The sequence below is a fragment of the Sphingobium sp. 15-1 genome, from assembly GCF_013375535.1.
Lineage (GTDB): Bacteria > Pseudomonadota > Alphaproteobacteria > Sphingomonadales > Sphingomonadaceae > Sphingobium > Sphingobium aromaticivastans.
Genome location: NZ_JABXJG010000001.1, coordinates 1,787,025 through 1,802,183, shown reverse-complemented (window position 1 = coordinate 1,802,183; position 15,159 = coordinate 1,787,025). Strand labels below are relative to the sequence as shown.

The following is a 15,159-nucleotide window of genomic DNA, read 5'->3' as shown; positions in this document are numbered from 1 at the left end:
AGCGCATCATGCCTCAGCATTAGCGGGCAAAAGGACTTAGCTGACGCAGATCAGCTTCACGATGTTGTAAGCGCGATGCGATGTGATGGCGATACCGGTTAGACCGGGAGCTGGGACACCCCGAGGACTGGCGAAGGCATAATAGCCTGCAAAGCTGATTGGACCCAACTCGCGAACCCCATCAGGGCCAGCAGTCTCTACCGACTGTAAAAACAAGCCGGACAGATGACTGCAACCAACCGAGCGTCAAAGCATCAATTTGTACTTGCAACGCGGGAGCCATCCATTCGCTCAGCGCTGCTTCCATCGCCGCGCGTCCCAGCCACCCAGCGTCTGGAGTTTGGTGATAGCCGTCCCCATCATCAGCGATTCGGCACCGGAAAGGCCTGACTGTCTGATCGCCCGGATCATCTTGCGTCTCTGAAGGCGAGCCGCTTCGACGAATATCTCGCCGGAAATCACGCGATTTTCGTCATCGATCAGGACCGGAAGCACCCTGTCGTCGTATCGCGCAACTATTGGCTTTGCGCGGTCGATGTCCGCTTTGCCGATCTTCCATGGATGACGGGGATGTGCCTGAAGGTCATCCACCCGGACGTCGACTACGGCGGACAGATTGTCTCCCAGCCCCGGAATCTCGTTCAGTTCACCACGGCGCAAACTCATATTGTCCCCCTTGATTCGATGGAGGACAGTTCAGTGGTACTAAAAAAATGTACGTTTAAAGCGAAAAATCAGGGCGTGCGTTTTTTCTTCGGCCGACCTCGTTTCAATGGTGTTTCCAGACGATATGCCAAGGGTGTCGGCAGGATATGCGGATGTGCCACCGGCCGCCCAAGGCCGAGAAATTTTGGAGTAAGCAGTTCTTGCCGGATTTTATGGAATGCCACCCTGCGCCGTTCTTTCGTTGGCGGCATGATGCCTTCCGCCTTCAGCTCATCCATCAATGCAGTGACCGAGGGCAGAACAAGATAGCGAAGATAAGCTCGGCGGTCGTTGCTTCGGTTGCGTTGGGCACCAGCTTTCGGCTGATGACATCATAGCCCAGAGGGACGGGACCGCCCACCCAGAAGTCCCTGGCTCTTAGATTGCGCGATCTTGCCGCTCCGCACATGGGCCAGCAGGCGGGCGAGGGCGGGACGCGCCAGGCTGCCGCCGGAGAAGCCGCCATCGTCATAAAGTGTCGGCCTGAGCGGCTATCCCTCGCTCTTCTGACTCTGTAGCGGTGTCGGCGGCCTTTCATCGGATGCCTATGCTGACCAACGGCGGGACGGGATGCGCCTCTCTTCCGGGACAAGGCGCGGTCGTGCGCTTGACGTCCGGCTTCCTGGCGCGGCCGACCGCAATGAACAGTCCGCCCTCCGCCGCCAGGACATTCATCCAGCCCCATTGGGCGAACATATCTTCGAGCCACCAACCGCCTTCTTCCACGGCGGTGAGCGCCTGGTCCTCCTCGCCTTGCCCGAGCAGGGCGCTCGGCACCGCGCGGATATAGTCGATGCCGTTCGCCGTGAACCAGCGCCGCACCTCCCTTAGCCCATGCCGATGCTCCTCGGGATGACGATATTGATCGCGCAGCCATGCCTGCTCGCGGTCGGCTTGCGTCCGACGCTCCGCCAGCACCCGGTCGCCCGGCGTCCAGCGCCCGCCGGAAAGCCGCGCGACCAGCCGACCTATTCGGTGGGGCAGGCGCGCATAGCGATTGTAGAGGCCAAGGATCACCAGCCCGCCGGGCCGCGCCAGCCGCGCCACAGGGGCAAAGGCGGCCTTCGGATCGGGCGTGTGATGCAGCACGCCCGAACAATAGACGATGTCGAAGGCCCCCGCGCGCAGGCCGGGACGATGCACATCGGTTTCGACGAACCGGACCGACCCAATGCCCAACCGCCGCGCCGCCGCCGCGCCCAGTTCGAGCGAGGCGCGGCACAGGTCCGCCGCGATCACGGTTCGCTCGCCACGGGCAAGATAGAGGCTCATCTGCCCTGTGCCGCACCCTATCTCCACGATCCGCGCATCATAGGGGATCGCCGCATCGAGCATTTGCGCGAACCGGCTGCGCTCGGCGCGCGCGCGCAGCCAGTCGATGCTGTCGCGCGGCGGATAGCCGGGGAAGGGAGCCTCCGCGTAGAAGCTGCGCACCCGTTCCGTGCGCGCGTCGCCGGGCAGGCGCAGATGCGCTATCCCATCGGCCTCCCGATAGGCTGCTGCGCAATTCCCGCATTGCAGCCCCTCGTCCAGATCGCCGCCGCAGCGGGGACAGGCGAGCAGCGTCAGGAAATGCGCGTCCATCCTAGAAGATCGAATAGATGAACGGCGCCAGCGCTTGCACCCCGGACGCCAGCGTCAGGATCACGCCCACCGAACAGAGGAACACCACCAGCGGGATCATCCAGCGCCTGCCGCCGGGCGACCGCCACATACCGCGTATCAGATCGACGATCGTGCTGCCCGCATTGCCGACGATGATGAACTGACGCCGCAGGCGTCCCTTGCGCCGGATCATGCCACCTTCTCCGCCCGTTGCGCCCGCTGTCGGCGGACCAGAAGATTGTCGGCCACCAGAAGGTCGATGCCTGCCCGGCGGAAGGTCGAATAACCTTCCGCCACACTGGTGACGATCGGGTCGCCGGCCAGGTTGAACGATGTGTTGAGCAAGATCGGAATGCCCGTCCGCCGGCCATAGGCGGTCAGCAGCGCATGAAGGCGCGGCGCCATGGCCTGCTCCAGCACCTGGACGCGGGCGGTGCCATCGACATGAGTGACCGCGCGCAGCCGTTCGCGCCATTCGGGTCGAACCGGAAAAACCCCGGACATGAAACGGCCAAGCCGGATGCCGCCGTGCGGGAGGGCGAAATAGGCGTCGGCATGTTCGGCCGGCACAACCGGGGCAAAGGGACGGAAGGATTCGCGGAACTTGATGTCGCGGTTCAGGCGGTCGCGCATCGCGGCGCTGCCCGGATCGGCCAATATGCTGCGATGGCCCAGCGCGCGCGGTCCGAATTCCGCCATCCCTTCCATCCAGCCGACGATCGCGCCATGGGCTATGGCGTCAATGACCTCACCGATCAGCTCTGCATCATCGGAACGCGTGACGGGCAAGTCATCCTCCGCCGCGATCCGCTCCAGAGCGTCGGGATCGACCGCTGGCCCCCAGAAGGGATGATCGGGGCAATTGCGATGCGGCTGGGCGAAGATCACGCGATCGGCATAGAGCGCGGCGCCCAGCGCGCAGCCCGCGTCACCGGGCGCGGAGGGCACGAACAGCCGCTCGAAACCCGCCTCGCGCAAGATGCGCGCATTGGCGACGCCGTTGAGCGCGACCCCGCCGCCCAGGCACAGGTCGGCAAGGCCCGTCTCTTTGCGCAGGGCCGTGGCGATCTCCACCATCACCTCCTCCAGCACCTGCTGGGCGCTTGCCGCGACGTCGGCATAATGCTGGCCTTGCGGTGTCTGAAGGTCGATCGGCTCGAACCGGTCGCGCGGCGGGCCGAACAGGTCGATGAAGGCCCGCGAATAAGCGGAATCGACCGCCCTATGATAGTCGAAGAACGCCAGATCGAGGGCGAAGGCGCCGTCCGGCGTCCGCCGCAAAATCCGCCGCACGTCGTCGGCATGACGCGAGCTGCCATAGGCGGCGAGGCCCATGACCTTATATTCGCCCTCATTGACCTGGAAGCCGAGATAGGCGGTGAAGGCCGAATAGAAGAGGCCGAGCGAATGGGGAAAGCGCACTTCGCGCAGCAGGTCGATCCGGGTCGCGCCGCCAGCGCTCTTGCTCCCCTGACCGACCGTCAGCGTCGCCCATTCCCCGACGCCATCGGCAGTCAGGATGGCGGCGCGCTCGGTCGGCGCGGTCAGGAAAGCGGCGGCGGCATGCGAGCGATGATGATCGGTGAAATGGATGCGCCGTGCACTGATGCCGAGTTGCGCCGCGATGACGCCGCGAACCCATAATTTCTCGCCCAGCATATTGTTCATCGCCTTGGGAAAGGCGCGCCAGCTATGCGGGAAGCCGCGCAGCAGGGTCATCAGCACGCGGTCGAACTTGAGGGCCGGGCGCTCGTAGAAGATGACGGCGTCCAACGCCTCAGGCTCCAGACCCGCCTGATCCAGACACCATTCGATCGCCTGCAGGGGAAATTCCGCGTCATTCTTGCGTCGTGACAGCCGTTCCTGCTGCACGGCGGCGACCGGCAGGCCGTCGATCACCAACGCGGCGGCGGCATCATGGTAGAAAGCGGAGATGCCCAGGATCTTCATCAATATTGCCCTCCGCCGCCATCGTCCCGCCGTGTCGCGCAAATATGCCAGCCGAGCGCCTCCTTCCGCTCAGCACGCTTGGCGACCCAGGCGAAGGGCGCGAGCAGCAGGAAATAGAGCAAGGTCAGGATCAGGCGCGACATCATGGCGGCGAGGATCATCGCGAAGCGGAGATAGGCCCGCCATAACCGCCGCAATCGCGCCGCCCACAGCGCCCGGCGAGCGCGATCGGGCGCCATGCGGGCGAGTTCGCCAAGCGAATAGCGCATATGCCCTTCCTCATCCTGGGCGATCTGCTGGATCACGGCGCGGGTTTCCGGGTCATGATCCAGCACGGCGCCATAGCCGTGAAAGACGCGGGCGGCGGCCCTTTCCGACAGGTGGATGAAGGCGAGCAGCGCGGCCGCATCCTCCTTCTCCACCTCCAGCCGGTCGAACCCGCGCTCGCCGGGAGTAAGCCCATCGCCCAGAACATGATCGGGCCCCGGATCAGCCAAAGTCCGGCGTAGGGCAAGTCCGCGCGCGCGGAACAGCCCGGCATGCCGCACTTCGTCCTTCGCATGGGCGAAGAAACGGCGGCGCAGCATCGGATCTTCCGTGACCTCGGCGGCACGGAACAGGTCGCGCGCGCCCTGCGCCTCGACCTCCGCGAATTGCAGCAGCTTGCGCGCGCGACGGCGTGGGTCTGCCCAGACCATCCGGTCGATCGGCATCCGCCAACCATGGCTGTTCAGCACGCTCACCGCACGACGATCCTCCCCGTCATCCCGAAGGCGCCGTGCATGAAATGGGTGCAGCGCAGCTTGTAGGTTCCGGGCGATGAAGGCGCTATCAATTGGATGTCGACGCTTTCCCCGCCGGCCAGCCCGATGCGGCCGTTCCTGACCTTGGCCGCATCCTCCGGCCGGATGCGCGCGGCGGCGAAGAAGGCGGCAGCGGCGAAATCATGCCCGCCCGATGAACTGTTCACGAGATGCAGGCGATAGGGGACGTCATGCTCCAGCATGATTCCAGAGGGTTCGAACTTGAAGCTCGACAGGCTGATCGTCAGCGGGCGCGCGGCGCTCCACGGATCGCCTTGCGCCGCCGCCGAGGAGGAGAGGATGAGCGCGGCCAATACCGCAAGCGATCGTCGATGAGACATGTACCGCCGCCTCCGTCATGATGGATGGAGATGAGTGACGCTCTCCGTCCCTTTGGTTCATGGGTCGAGCGAAAAAAAAGTCGAACTCGCTGACACCCTGTCCGCGCAAGAGCGCTGGCGTGCCGAGGACGATCTTCGCCTCGCCGCCCCCCAGGGGACACCCTCATTGCCTTGATCGAGCCACTGCATCGTCATAGGCAGGGACGACCGGCGCTGGTGATGTCAGGAGGAGGAGACGATGGGCTTGCCAGCATGCGGGGCAAGACGGCGGGACGCGACGGTTCCTGCCCCGCGTCGCCGGCGAGGAAGGGCGGCGATGGGTCTTTGCCAAGCTGCCCTCTTGTTTGCCTTGATCGCCGCAACGTCACCAGCGCCCGCTCAGTTGGCCGGCAATCTCAGCCTTGCGAGCGAGGCGCGGCTGCGCGGACGGCCAGTCAGCGACCACCGCCCGGTCGCGGAACTGGAACTGGTGCATGACGGCGCCGGCGGCTTCTATCTGGGTGGCTCCGCCGCGCTCGTGGCCAGCCCTGACGCGGGTCTTCGACCTTTCGCGTTCAAACAATATGCCGGCTTCGCCCGCCGCCTGTCGTCAGGCACGATGATCGACCTTGGCCTGGTCCACAATGGTTATACCGAATATTCGGACGTTCCCGGCGGCGGCAGCTATACGGAAGCCTATGTCGGGATCATCGGCCGCAACCTGTCGGGCCGGCTCTTTCTCTCTCCCGCTTATTTCCGCAAGGGGCATCCGACGCTCTACATGGAGATGGACGGCCATCTGGACCTGACCCGCAACTCGCTGGTCTTCGTCCATGCAGGCCGCCTCATCTATTTGCGCGAAGGCGGTGCGATGGAAGGTCAGGGAAGCGCCACGGACTGGCGCCTGGGCCTGCGCCGTCGCATCGGCGCCGTCACTTTGGAAGCCGCCTGGCATGGATATGCCCAGGATATGCGGCGCTACGGCTCTTATCGCCGGACCGGCGACGCGCTGGTGATTGCTCTCCTGCTCGCTCTTTGAACCGAAGCGGCGCGATGCTGCACCAACGCCATGCCATGCATCCCAATCATCCCCGCTGCCCCGTGACATGAGCGATGCCGCAACCCCGGCGGCTCGTCCCGAAAGGATCGCTCCCGGTCGAGCGGCGCGGCTGAGCGCTCACGTGGCGCAGGTTGCCGTCGCCGCGATCGCGATCGCGCTGCTTTATGGCGCGGCGATCATGGACCAGCGATGGGCCGACTGGCACATGCTCGACGACATCCTTGTCGCGCGCGGTTGGATGCGGACCATCCTGCAGGTCGAACGGCTGTTGATGATCATCTTCGCCGGGCTGCTCTTGCTGCGGCTGCCCCGCATTGGCCGGATCGCCAACAGGGCCGGGTGGGCGGATATGGCCCGGCGATGGGGCTGCATAGGCGGAGGGATCTTGCTTGCCCTCCCGGCGAGCGAGGGGGTGCTGCGCCTGGTCGGCGGACGGCCGACGGGACAGATATGGAGCCCGGTGAGGGAGCCGTTGCGTCGGGACGACCCCCTGCTTGGCTGGACCAATATCCCCATGCGACACGCTGTCGATCGGGATTTTGCATCCCGGCCGGTCTATGACCTGGATGCCCACGGCTATCGCGTCCCCTCGCAACGGCAAGCGGTCGACAGGGCCGCGCCGTCGATCCTCTTCGTGGGGGAATCGATCATGTTCGGCAAGGGCCTGAACTGGTCCCGCAGCATGGCGGGGCAGGTGGAGGCATGGAGCGGCATCCAGAGCGCCAATCTTGCCGTCGCCGCATATTCGACCAGTCAGACCTATCTTCAACTGAAGCGCGAACTGCCGAAATTCCGCCGCCCTGTCGCTGTCGTCATCCTTTTTGGGCCGAGCCTGATGATCCGCGATCTGGACAGAAACCGCCCATGGATCGATCACGCCGGACAGTGGCATCCGGGACGAGGGACATGGCATCTCAAGCGGCTGCAGCGCGTCCTGTTTCCCTATCACAGCGCCGCCGCCATCGAAGAAGCGGTGATCGCGGACCGGCAACTGCTTAGGGCAGGCGTCGCGTTGGCCCGCGCTCGCGGTGCGGAGCCGCTGGTGCTGGTTCCCATCTTCCAGCCAGAACCGCCCCAGCAACGTGCGCTGCGCGCCGCGGTTCTCGATAAGGGGGGCATTCCCAATATTCCGGTCCGGCTCGATCCCGCCTGGCGCCTTTTCCCGGACGCCCATCCCGATGCGCGGGCTCATGCGGCCATGGCGCGCGCCATCTGGATGCGGCTGAAGCAGCGCCGCGGCTATTATCCGGAATCGGGTGGCGGGGTCGACCATGACGCCCTTTCCACCTCCGGCCCGCTATTTTATCATGGCGGCTCCGCATCCTATCATCATCCTGGCGCGCTATCATGGGATTGATCCCCATATCCTTGCTCCTGCTGGCCGGCGCAGCCGCTTCGCCGGACATTGCCGGCCTGTGGCTGACCGACGATCATAAGGGGGTGGTCCGCATCGAGCCTTGCGGCCCGTATCTGTGCGGGCGCGTCGCCAGGATATTGGACCGCGACCCGGCGGTGCCGCGCACCGACGTCAACAATCCCGACAGCCGCCTGAGGAACCGCCCCATCTTAGGCCTGACGACGCTCTGGGGCTTTAGAGTCCTCCATCGGGAGAAACCCCTCCGACTTCAGTCGGATACTGGCTTCAGCCACAGACTCGGCCAGTAGCCTGTACCCTCGGAGAAAAATGAACAGCCCGAAGGGCGAGAGTTCATTTTTCTCCGAGGGTACAGGCTATGGGCTACAGCAGCGGTTGTCACACAACATTTCATCATCGCTACCATCTGGTCTGGGCGCCGAAATATCGGTTCAAGGTGCTCCATGGTGAGGTACGCCTGCGGGTGCGCGAGATCATCCGACAGGTCTGCGCCGAGATGGGCGTGACCATTGTCCATGGCGTATTGTCTCGCGACCACGTCCACATGTTCGTCGAGATACCGCCCCACGTCTCGGTCAGCGACTTCGTGCGGCGCGCCAAGGGCAGGTCATCGCGCAAGATCCAGCAGGAGTTCGAGCATATCCGCAAGCGCTACTGGGGCCAACGCTTCTGGCAGCGGGGCTACTTCTCGACGACATCCGGCAACATCACCGATGACACCATCCTGCGTTATCTCGACAAGCATGGCCACAAAAATGGCTTCAGCCCCTCCGCATGATCCTACCGGCGTCAGCCGGTCAGTTATTCAGCCGCGCGGGCCAGGTCTGGCGGGGCGGCCGCGCCTATGACCCGCAGACGGGCAAAAGCTATCGCTCGACGCTTCAGCTCGATGCGGACGGGTCGCTCAAAGTCACTGGCTGCGTCCTCTTCATCTGTCAGTCGCGGCGTTGGACGCGGGTGGGCTGACCGCGTCCCACTGGAAGACGCCGTAGCGCATGGCGCCGGTGCGGAACGCCAGGATGAGGCGCGGCAAGCTGAACAGGAAATCGCGGCTCTCGACCCCTCGGCCGAACGCGAGCCGCCGGATGGCGGGATCGCGGATCAGGGCCTTGACCAGACGGACAAGGCAGATGGTCCAGGTGCGCTGGACCTGCCGGCTGATGTCCTGATAGTGGGTCAGGACAAATCCGGCGTCGCGGGCCAGCCGGACATAATCTTCCCGGCTGCCCATGCTGGGCAGGCGCCCCTCCCGACAAATCGGTTCCAGCAAATGCCTGACCGCCCATGGCCGGACATGCTCGCCTTCCAGCCAGGCGCAGACAACCAGCCGGCCATCGTCGCGCAAGATGCGCCGCGCCTCGGCAAAGAACAGCGCCTTGTCGACCATATGTTCGGAGCTTTCGATCGCATAGGCGCGCTCGAACGAGGCTGTCGCCAGGCCATTGTCCAGCCAGTCGCGGCGCAGGCAGGCAAAGCCCGGCGCCCGGGCCTGGCCGATGCGCTGCTGTCGCGCCGACAGCGTAAACCCGACGATGGCCACATCATGGCGTTTCAGCAGTTCCGCCGCGGTCGCGCCATATCCGCATCCAATGTCGCAGACGCGTTGACCCGGCTTTAGCGCAAGTCGCTGCTCCACCAGTTCCACCAGCGCGACGCTCGCCTCCTCCGGACTCTCATGACCCTCCCGCCAATAGCCATGATGGACATGCTCGCCCCAGATGCGCCGGTAGGCGGGGTCGAGTTCGTCATAATGACGCGCGACGCTGGCCGCGTTCGATGGAATGCTCGCGACGATCATGCCGTTAATTTCGGTGCGGGGGCCGTGCTCCGCAAGAGGTTGGTGCAACGGGTTGGTCATCCGCCGGCTGCCGCCCTGGCGGCCTCCCCCGAACCGTCAATGTTGCGGCAGAGGTTGCGCGTCCTGCGCAGCGCCTTCCCGATCGGCGGTTTCGTCATCCTCTTCGATCATCGTCTCCCGGCCGTAGCGGGCGTAGAAGGTGGGAAGGACGAACAGGGTCAGCAGCGTCGCGGAGATTAGGCCGCCGATCACCACGGTCGCGAGCGGCTTTTGCACCTCCGCGCCTGCGCCGGTTCCCAGGGCCATGAGGACAAAGCCAAGGCTTGCGACCAGCGCGGTCATCACCACCGGCCGCAGGCGGAGAAGAGCGCCTGTCCTTGCCGCGAGAGGAAGCGCTTGGTATTCCTCTAGACGTTTCTTGCTAGGCTGCGCTTTGTCCACGAAGCCTAGGAAGCCGGTAATGCTCCGAGATAGGGAGCCAGCCAAGGCACCTCCCGCGTCTCACGAGCACATGATTTGGTCGACCGCCCATCGGAAGCCAAACACCTTGCGCTGATCGTTCCAGTCCAACGGCATGGCGGCATGTCTCACAAGACCCGGGGGCAGCATCATGCTGCTCCGACTATATTTCGGCTTTGGCGGGAGGCTATGGAAAGCGACCGCGATAACGCCAGCAAGATGATTGCGGTAAGAAAAGGCAGGATGGCGATGAATGCGAAAATCTGCGGCAGGGAAAGATCGGATGCGACAAGGCTGCCGCCGAGTACCGGCCCGACGATCGCGCCGACCCTCCCGATTCCGAAGCACCATCCTATGCCCATTGCCCTCATCGCTGGCGGGTATAGTTGAACGGCAATCACGATGAGACCCGCGCTCCCCGCGGCCGCGAAGCCGTACTGAAATGCCAAGGCTATCATGCTCGCCCAGTTTCCGAATGGAAATAATCCGGCCGCAATGATCGAGGCGGCATAACCGAGAAAAATCGGGACCATGACACGCCCGGGCCCGAACCTCTGTATGAGTGGGCCGATGAAAAGCGTTCCAGCGATAGCGGTCAGGGCGACCAGAGCCTGAACGCGCGCGTAATTGGCCACGCTTACGCCCTGACCGTTGAGAAAGAATGTCGATGCCCAGGACGCGAACAATGCTGAAAGCCCAATCGTGGAAAATTGCGCCGACCAAAGCATCACAGTGGGTCTACGATACCCCGTCATCAATAGGTCGCCTGCGCTGGCCACATGGCTCTCTGCACATGATCCGAATGTCCACTGGATGTCCTTGAGCGAACAAGGCGAGGTTCGCTGAAATTGGCTCACTATTTGCCCAATTGCCGGATTGCGTGGATTTTTGCGGACCATGAACTGGAGGGATTCAGGAGCGAAAATCGTGACCAGCAGGCTGGCCGCCAGCCCCAATCCACCGCCAAGCCAGAACAGCATCCGCCAGTCGGACCCACTGACGAGGAGCGATGCGGCCCCGGCCGTCAACGTCATTCCCAGCGTGTAGCCGACCAGCATGGTGGATGCAACGCCCGCCTGTCGTCGTTTGGGCGCATATTCCGTGGCGAGTGTTATGGCGGAGGGCAGGAGGCCGCTCATGAACAAGCCGCCAACGCATCGGAGGGCGGCCAATTCAAAGACGCTTTCCGAAAAGCCGGCGGCGATGGTGAACGCTCCTACGCCGAGCGTCGATAATGCCAGGCAATTCCGCCGGCCGTACCGATCCGCCAGGGGACCTATTGCGAATGCGCCGACCGCTAATCCGGCTTGCTGAGCGAAAAAGGCCCATGTCAGGGAACTGGGCTGCACATTCAGGTCGGCTGCGATGCTGGGCGTCAGAATGCCCATGACATACACGTCGAACCCGTCGACCATCAATGCAAACAGGCAGATCGTCAGAATTTTCCACTGCAATGGCACCATCCGATCTGTGTCGGTGAGCGTTTCGATGTCCTGGGTGAGCATTGGATAGGAATCCGGCTGGTTAAAGACTGCCATATGATCCATGGAGACGTCTGAACTGTTGCGGGGAAAAGACCTTGGTGCTTGCGGCTATGTTTTCGATATGCCGCATCCTTCAGCAACTGAAATCGTGTTGATGGATCGTCAGTCACCGCCGGGCAATGGCGGATGTGCCGGAATGCGAATGAGCCATGCTCAGCGCATTCCGGCGCCCACGGGATGCTAGAACTTCAAGCCAGCCGTGATCGAATAGAGGCGCGGCGGGTTCCCCCAGTTCGCGCGATACCCAATCGAGTTTGTTGCCACGCGAGCTATGATCTTCTCATTCAGAATGTTCGAAACCGCAAATGTCAGGCTTAACCTGTCGGAACTGTCAGACAGCCTGAGCGATGAATTCAGCATGACATAAGAGGGCTGCCGGAGCACATTGTCGGCTTCGAAATAATAGTCGCCATTGTAGGTACCGGTTAGATTGAAATGACTGTTGATGCTTCCGATCGGCTGATCATAGTCAATCGCCAAAGTTCCGACAAATTTCTGGGCCAACGGCAAGCGGTTTCCGGTGGCGTCGCCGGGAACAATCAAGTTTCCACCTGTCGGGCGGGCGGAACTGATGGAAGCATTTTTATAATCGGTAAACTTGGCGTGCATGAGTTCGAAGCCGCCGCTCAATGAGAGGGCATCGGAAACCTTCGCCTGGAAATCCATGTCCAGGCCATATATTTCCGACTGCGCACCGTTCGTCGTCCGGGCCGTCAGGCCGACGAAGGTGACGACCTGCAGATTCTTGTAATCATAGTAGAAACCTGAAAGATTGAGGGTCAGCCGCCGGTCGAGCAGTTCGGTTTTCAGGCCAATTTCCCCCGCGTCCAGCTTTTCGGGCAGATACCCCGGCTCGAACGGGCGCCCGATATTGAAGCCCCCGCTTTTAAAGCCGCGGCTGTAGGATGCATAGAGCATCATATCGTCGGAAGGCTTGTAATTGATGGCGGCGCGCCATGTCGGCTCCTTCACCGTAAGAGTGTCCGGCGTGGTGACCGGGCTGACCGCGACGGCCCCGTTGACGCGCGTGATCGTGTCATTTCCGCGGATCGAGCGCTTTTCGTAAGTCCAGCGGGCGCCAAGTGTAATGGTGGTGGACGGCAGGATTTCATAGTCCGCCTGCGCGAAGGGCGCGATCGACTCTGCGGTCTCGTAGCCGTAGGTATTCTGAACCGATGTCGATGTCGGCGTCGCGGCGAACGCGCCCGAGAAATTGTTGATGAAGCGGTCATATCCCAGCTTGTTATGGAAATAGAACACGCCCGCGACCCAGCGGAAGTCCCCTCGACTGGGTGAGATGAGCTGAACCTCTTGCGAGTAGCTCTCGCTGACCACCCTGGCATTGCTGAGGATGTCGGGGGACTCGATGTTCAGAAGATCGAACCGGAAACGGCTGATGCCGTGCCTGTAGGATGAGATGGAGATGAATTTGGCGAAGTCCAGATCATGGTCGACTTCAATGCTGGCGCCGCCGCCATCGAACTTGTTGAATCCGGGGGTGCTGGAATAGGTGTCATAGCGGCTGCTGGTCGGTCCAAAGCCGGGAACGGAGAATCTGGTGCCCGGATATGGCTGATAATTGGTGCCGGAATCTTCCCGATATTGGTAATCACCGATCAATGTGATGTCGGTGCGATCGCTCGGCGCAAACAGAAGCTTGCCGCGAAGGGCCAGGTCATGCTTCAGCTTATAGGTGTCAAAGCCGGCGGTGACGCTGCGGCCATAGCCTTCGCCCTGGGAAATATAGCTGGTGGAGACGCTCGCCGCGACCTTGTCGGAGAGCGGGCCGGTCACGTAGAATTTTCCTCTGAACGTGCCGTAATTGTCGTAACCGGCGCTGGCCCGGCCCGCGATGTTGAAGCGCGGTCGTTGCGTGGTGATCTGAACCACGCCCGCCGTGGCGTTTCGGCCAAACAAAGTGCCCTGCGGTCCCTTGAGAACCGTGATCTGCTCAATATCAGCCAATTCGCGCAGACCTTCGCGCTGATTTGGCATGTAAACGCCGTCGATATAGAGGGAGACGGCATTTTCGACGACATCGCTGCCCGTCGCGATGCCGCGGATGGAAGGACGGAACGACCCGACCGAATTGACGGAGTTGAATCCAGGCACCAAAGTGTTGAGCGCCTGAAGATCATTGATGCCTGCCGCCGCAAGTCGGTCGCCGCTCACCGCGTTGACGGCGATGGGAACGTCCTGCAGTCGCTCGGAGCGTCTTTGCGCGGTGACGACAATGTCGCCTACTGATGCGGAAGCGGTTCCGCTCTCCTGCAGCATCGAGGCTGACGCATCGGTCTGCGCATAGGCTTCTGCACCGGAAAAAGGCGCGAACAAGGCGATCGCGATGATTTTTGCGAGCGTTCCACCGGACATTAGCTGTCGCGGCGAAGCGCTCCGCATCGAATGAACGCAAATATTGCTGCTGGATGTTTCAAACATCATTTCCTCCCCTCACGAATTTGCTCCAGGCTAGCTTGATTGAGGCGCGGCCCAAGACAGCAAACATGTAAGATCGATGCCCAATCGGCATCGGATATGATGTCATTGATAACCATCGCAAAAACTGATGCGCCAACAAAGAACTGGCGGGCGCGACCCGCTTTCGATTTAACGCAGCGCGCTCTGGCGGAAATAGCCGGGATTGCCGATGTCGGTGAGAAGGTCGATCTGGCTTGGCGTCCAACCCAGCTCCTTCTTTGTCCACTCGCTGCTTGTCGGCAGGTCAAGCGCGGCGAAACCTTCGAAGCCCCCAAAATAGCTTGCCGCTTCCTGGCGGCGCAACGCGACAAGTTGGACTCCGAGGTGGCGCGCAATCACCTCGGCAATGTGGCGGAATGGCACGGCTCGATCGGCTACAGCATGATATATCGCCCCGGCGGCGCCTTTCTCCAGCGCTAGCCGATAGAGTCTGGCGGCGTCCAGGACATGAACCGCGGGCCAGCGGTTTGCGCCATCTTCGACATAGGCGGCGAAGCTTCGTTGCTTCGCTATGCTGTACAGAAAGGGAATGAAGCCGTGATCGCCTGATCCATGAACGGACGGCGCGGGGCGAACGATCATGGCGCCTACTCCGTTCGCCACGGCTTCCAGGCACAGCCGCTCCGATGGCAGCCGGTGCTTCGCCACCGAAGCCGGATCGGGCGCATCTGCCTCCGAACCCAGCCGTCCTTGTGGCAGGACCGTCACGCCGGAGGTGATGATGAGCGGCTTTCCTGAACCCTTCAGCGCCTGCGCCATCACAGAGACCGCCGCTGCATCGATGTCGCTGGGTGCCGCGATGTTCGAGAAGTCATGGATATAAGCGGTATGGATCACGCCATCGGCTCCACGAGCCCCGGACGCCAGGGCGTCATGGTCCAGCAGATCGCTAAAATGCGGTTCGACGCCAGCCTGCCGCAGCGTTGCGGCGGCAGCCTCGCTGCGCGCCAGGCCGAGAATCTGATGGCCTGCGCTCTGCAATTCGCGCGTGATCGCTGTGCCGATGAAGCCTGTCGCTCCGGTAAGAAAGACGCGCATATCTGATCTCCTGAACAATTCATC

At 62.6% G+C, this 15,159-nt stretch carries 16 protein-coding genes and 1 pseudogene; 5 read left to right on the top strand and 12 right to left on the bottom strand.

Annotated features, from left to right (window positions below):
- Positions 1 to 291 precede the first annotated feature (291 nt).
- The 7 genes from HUK72_RS08450 to HUK72_RS08420 all read right to left on the bottom strand — a co-directional run bounded on the left by HUK72_RS08450 (position 292) and on the right by HUK72_RS08420 (position 5,404).
- Complete coding sequence (locus HUK72_RS08450) at positions 292 to 666, bottom strand: hypothetical protein (RefSeq protein ID WP_176596393.1); 375 nt, start codon at positions 664 to 666, stop codon at positions 292 to 294.
- Positions 667 to 734: 68 nt separating this feature from the next.
- Positions 735 to 944, bottom strand: coding sequence for a hypothetical protein (locus tag HUK72_RS08445; protein WP_176596392.1), 210 nt, complete (start codon positions 942 to 944; stop codon positions 735 to 737).
- Between the two features lie 295 nt (positions 945 to 1,239).
- Positions 1,240 to 2,289 carry a class I SAM-dependent methyltransferase gene (locus tag HUK72_RS08440; RefSeq protein ID WP_176596391.1) on the bottom strand — a complete coding sequence of 350 codons (1,050 nt, stop codon included), beginning with the start codon at positions 2,287 to 2,289 and terminating at the stop codon, positions 1,240 to 1,242.
- Position 2,290: 1 nt separating this feature from the next.
- Positions 2,291 to 2,503, bottom strand: a complete 213-nt coding sequence (locus tag HUK72_RS08435) for a DUF5989 family protein (RefSeq protein ID WP_176596390.1) — start codon at positions 2,501 to 2,503, stop codon at positions 2,291 to 2,293.
- Entirely contained in the window at positions 2,500 to 4,260 is a 1,761-nt protein-coding gene (locus tag HUK72_RS08430; protein ID WP_176597795.1) for a carbamoyltransferase N-terminal domain-containing protein, read from the bottom strand. The genes HUK72_RS08435 and HUK72_RS08430 overlap by 4 nt, the downstream gene beginning before the upstream one ends.
- On the bottom strand, positions 4,260 to 5,003 hold the full coding sequence (locus HUK72_RS08425; RefSeq protein ID WP_218035935.1) for a ferritin-like domain-containing protein: 744 nt from the start codon (positions 5,001 to 5,003) through the stop codon (positions 4,260 to 4,262). The genes HUK72_RS08430 and HUK72_RS08425 overlap by 1 nt, the downstream gene beginning before the upstream one ends.
- Positions 5,000 to 5,404: a cupredoxin domain-containing protein gene (locus tag HUK72_RS08420; RefSeq protein WP_176596389.1), complete on the bottom strand. Its 405-nt coding sequence runs from the start codon at positions 5,402 to 5,404 to the stop codon at positions 5,000 to 5,002. Before HUK72_RS08420 ends, HUK72_RS08425 begins: the two co-directional genes overlap by 4 nt.
- Before the next feature lie 238 nt (positions 5,405 to 5,642).
- Here HUK72_RS08420 and HUK72_RS08415 point away from each other — a divergent pair, with 238 nt between their 5' ends.
- The 5 genes from HUK72_RS08415 to HUK72_RS08395 all read left to right on the top strand — a co-directional run bounded on the left by HUK72_RS08415 (position 5,643) and on the right by HUK72_RS08395 (position 8,784).
- Entirely contained in the window at positions 5,643 to 6,422 is a 780-nt protein-coding gene (locus tag HUK72_RS08415) for a TorF family putative porin (protein WP_369805935.1), read from the top strand.
- Between the two features lie 67 nt (positions 6,423 to 6,489).
- Entirely contained in the window at positions 6,490 to 7,800 is a 1,311-nt protein-coding gene (locus HUK72_RS08410; RefSeq protein WP_218035934.1) for a hypothetical protein, read from the top strand.
- A complete protein-coding gene (locus tag HUK72_RS08405) occupies positions 7,791 to 8,108 on the top strand; it encodes a DUF2147 domain-containing protein (RefSeq protein WP_176596386.1) in 318 nt (105 codons plus the stop codon). The genes HUK72_RS08410 and HUK72_RS08405 overlap by 10 nt, the downstream gene beginning before the upstream one ends.
- A gap of 68 nt (positions 8,109 to 8,176) precedes the next feature.
- Positions 8,177 to 8,596 (top strand): IS200/IS605 family transposase, encoded by a 420-nt coding sequence (gene tnpA / locus HUK72_RS08400; protein WP_176596385.1) that lies wholly within the window; start codon positions 8,177 to 8,179, stop codon positions 8,594 to 8,596.
- Positions 8,593 to 8,784 (top strand): DUF2147 domain-containing protein, encoded by a 192-nt coding sequence (locus tag HUK72_RS08395; protein ID WP_176596384.1) that lies wholly within the window; start codon positions 8,593 to 8,595, stop codon positions 8,782 to 8,784. The genes tnpA and HUK72_RS08395 overlap by 4 nt, the downstream gene beginning before the upstream one ends.
- Here the strand turns inward: HUK72_RS08395 and HUK72_RS08390 are convergent.
- The 5 genes and pseudogenes from HUK72_RS08390 to HUK72_RS08370 all read right to left on the bottom strand — a co-directional run bounded on the left by HUK72_RS08390 (position 8,747) and on the right by HUK72_RS08370 (position 15,135).
- On the bottom strand, positions 8,747 to 9,616 hold the full coding sequence (locus HUK72_RS08390; protein WP_176597793.1) for a cyclopropane-fatty-acyl-phospholipid synthase family protein: 870 nt from the start codon (positions 9,614 to 9,616) through the stop codon (positions 8,747 to 8,749). The two genes, HUK72_RS08395 and HUK72_RS08390, sit on opposite strands and share 38 nt — an antisense overlap.
- A 96-nt stretch (positions 9,617 to 9,712) precedes the next feature.
- Positions 9,713 to 10,111: pseudogene (locus HUK72_RS08385) on the bottom strand (efflux RND transporter permease subunit); the annotation flags it as partial.
- 113 nt (positions 10,112 to 10,224) lie between these two features.
- Positions 10,225 to 11,613, bottom strand: a complete 1,389-nt coding sequence (locus tag HUK72_RS08380; RefSeq protein ID WP_176596383.1) for an MFS transporter — start codon at positions 11,611 to 11,613, stop codon at positions 10,225 to 10,227.
- A 186-nt stretch (positions 11,614 to 11,799) separates the two neighbouring features.
- Positions 11,800 to 13,992, bottom strand: a complete 2,193-nt coding sequence (locus HUK72_RS08375) for a TonB-dependent receptor (protein ID WP_176596382.1) — start codon at positions 13,990 to 13,992, stop codon at positions 11,800 to 11,802.
- A 234-nt stretch (positions 13,993 to 14,226) separates the two neighbouring features.
- Positions 14,227 to 15,135: an SDR family oxidoreductase gene (locus HUK72_RS08370; RefSeq protein WP_176596381.1), complete on the bottom strand. Its 909-nt coding sequence runs from the start codon at positions 15,133 to 15,135 to the stop codon at positions 14,227 to 14,229.
- Positions 15,136 to 15,159 lie beyond the last annotated feature (24 nt).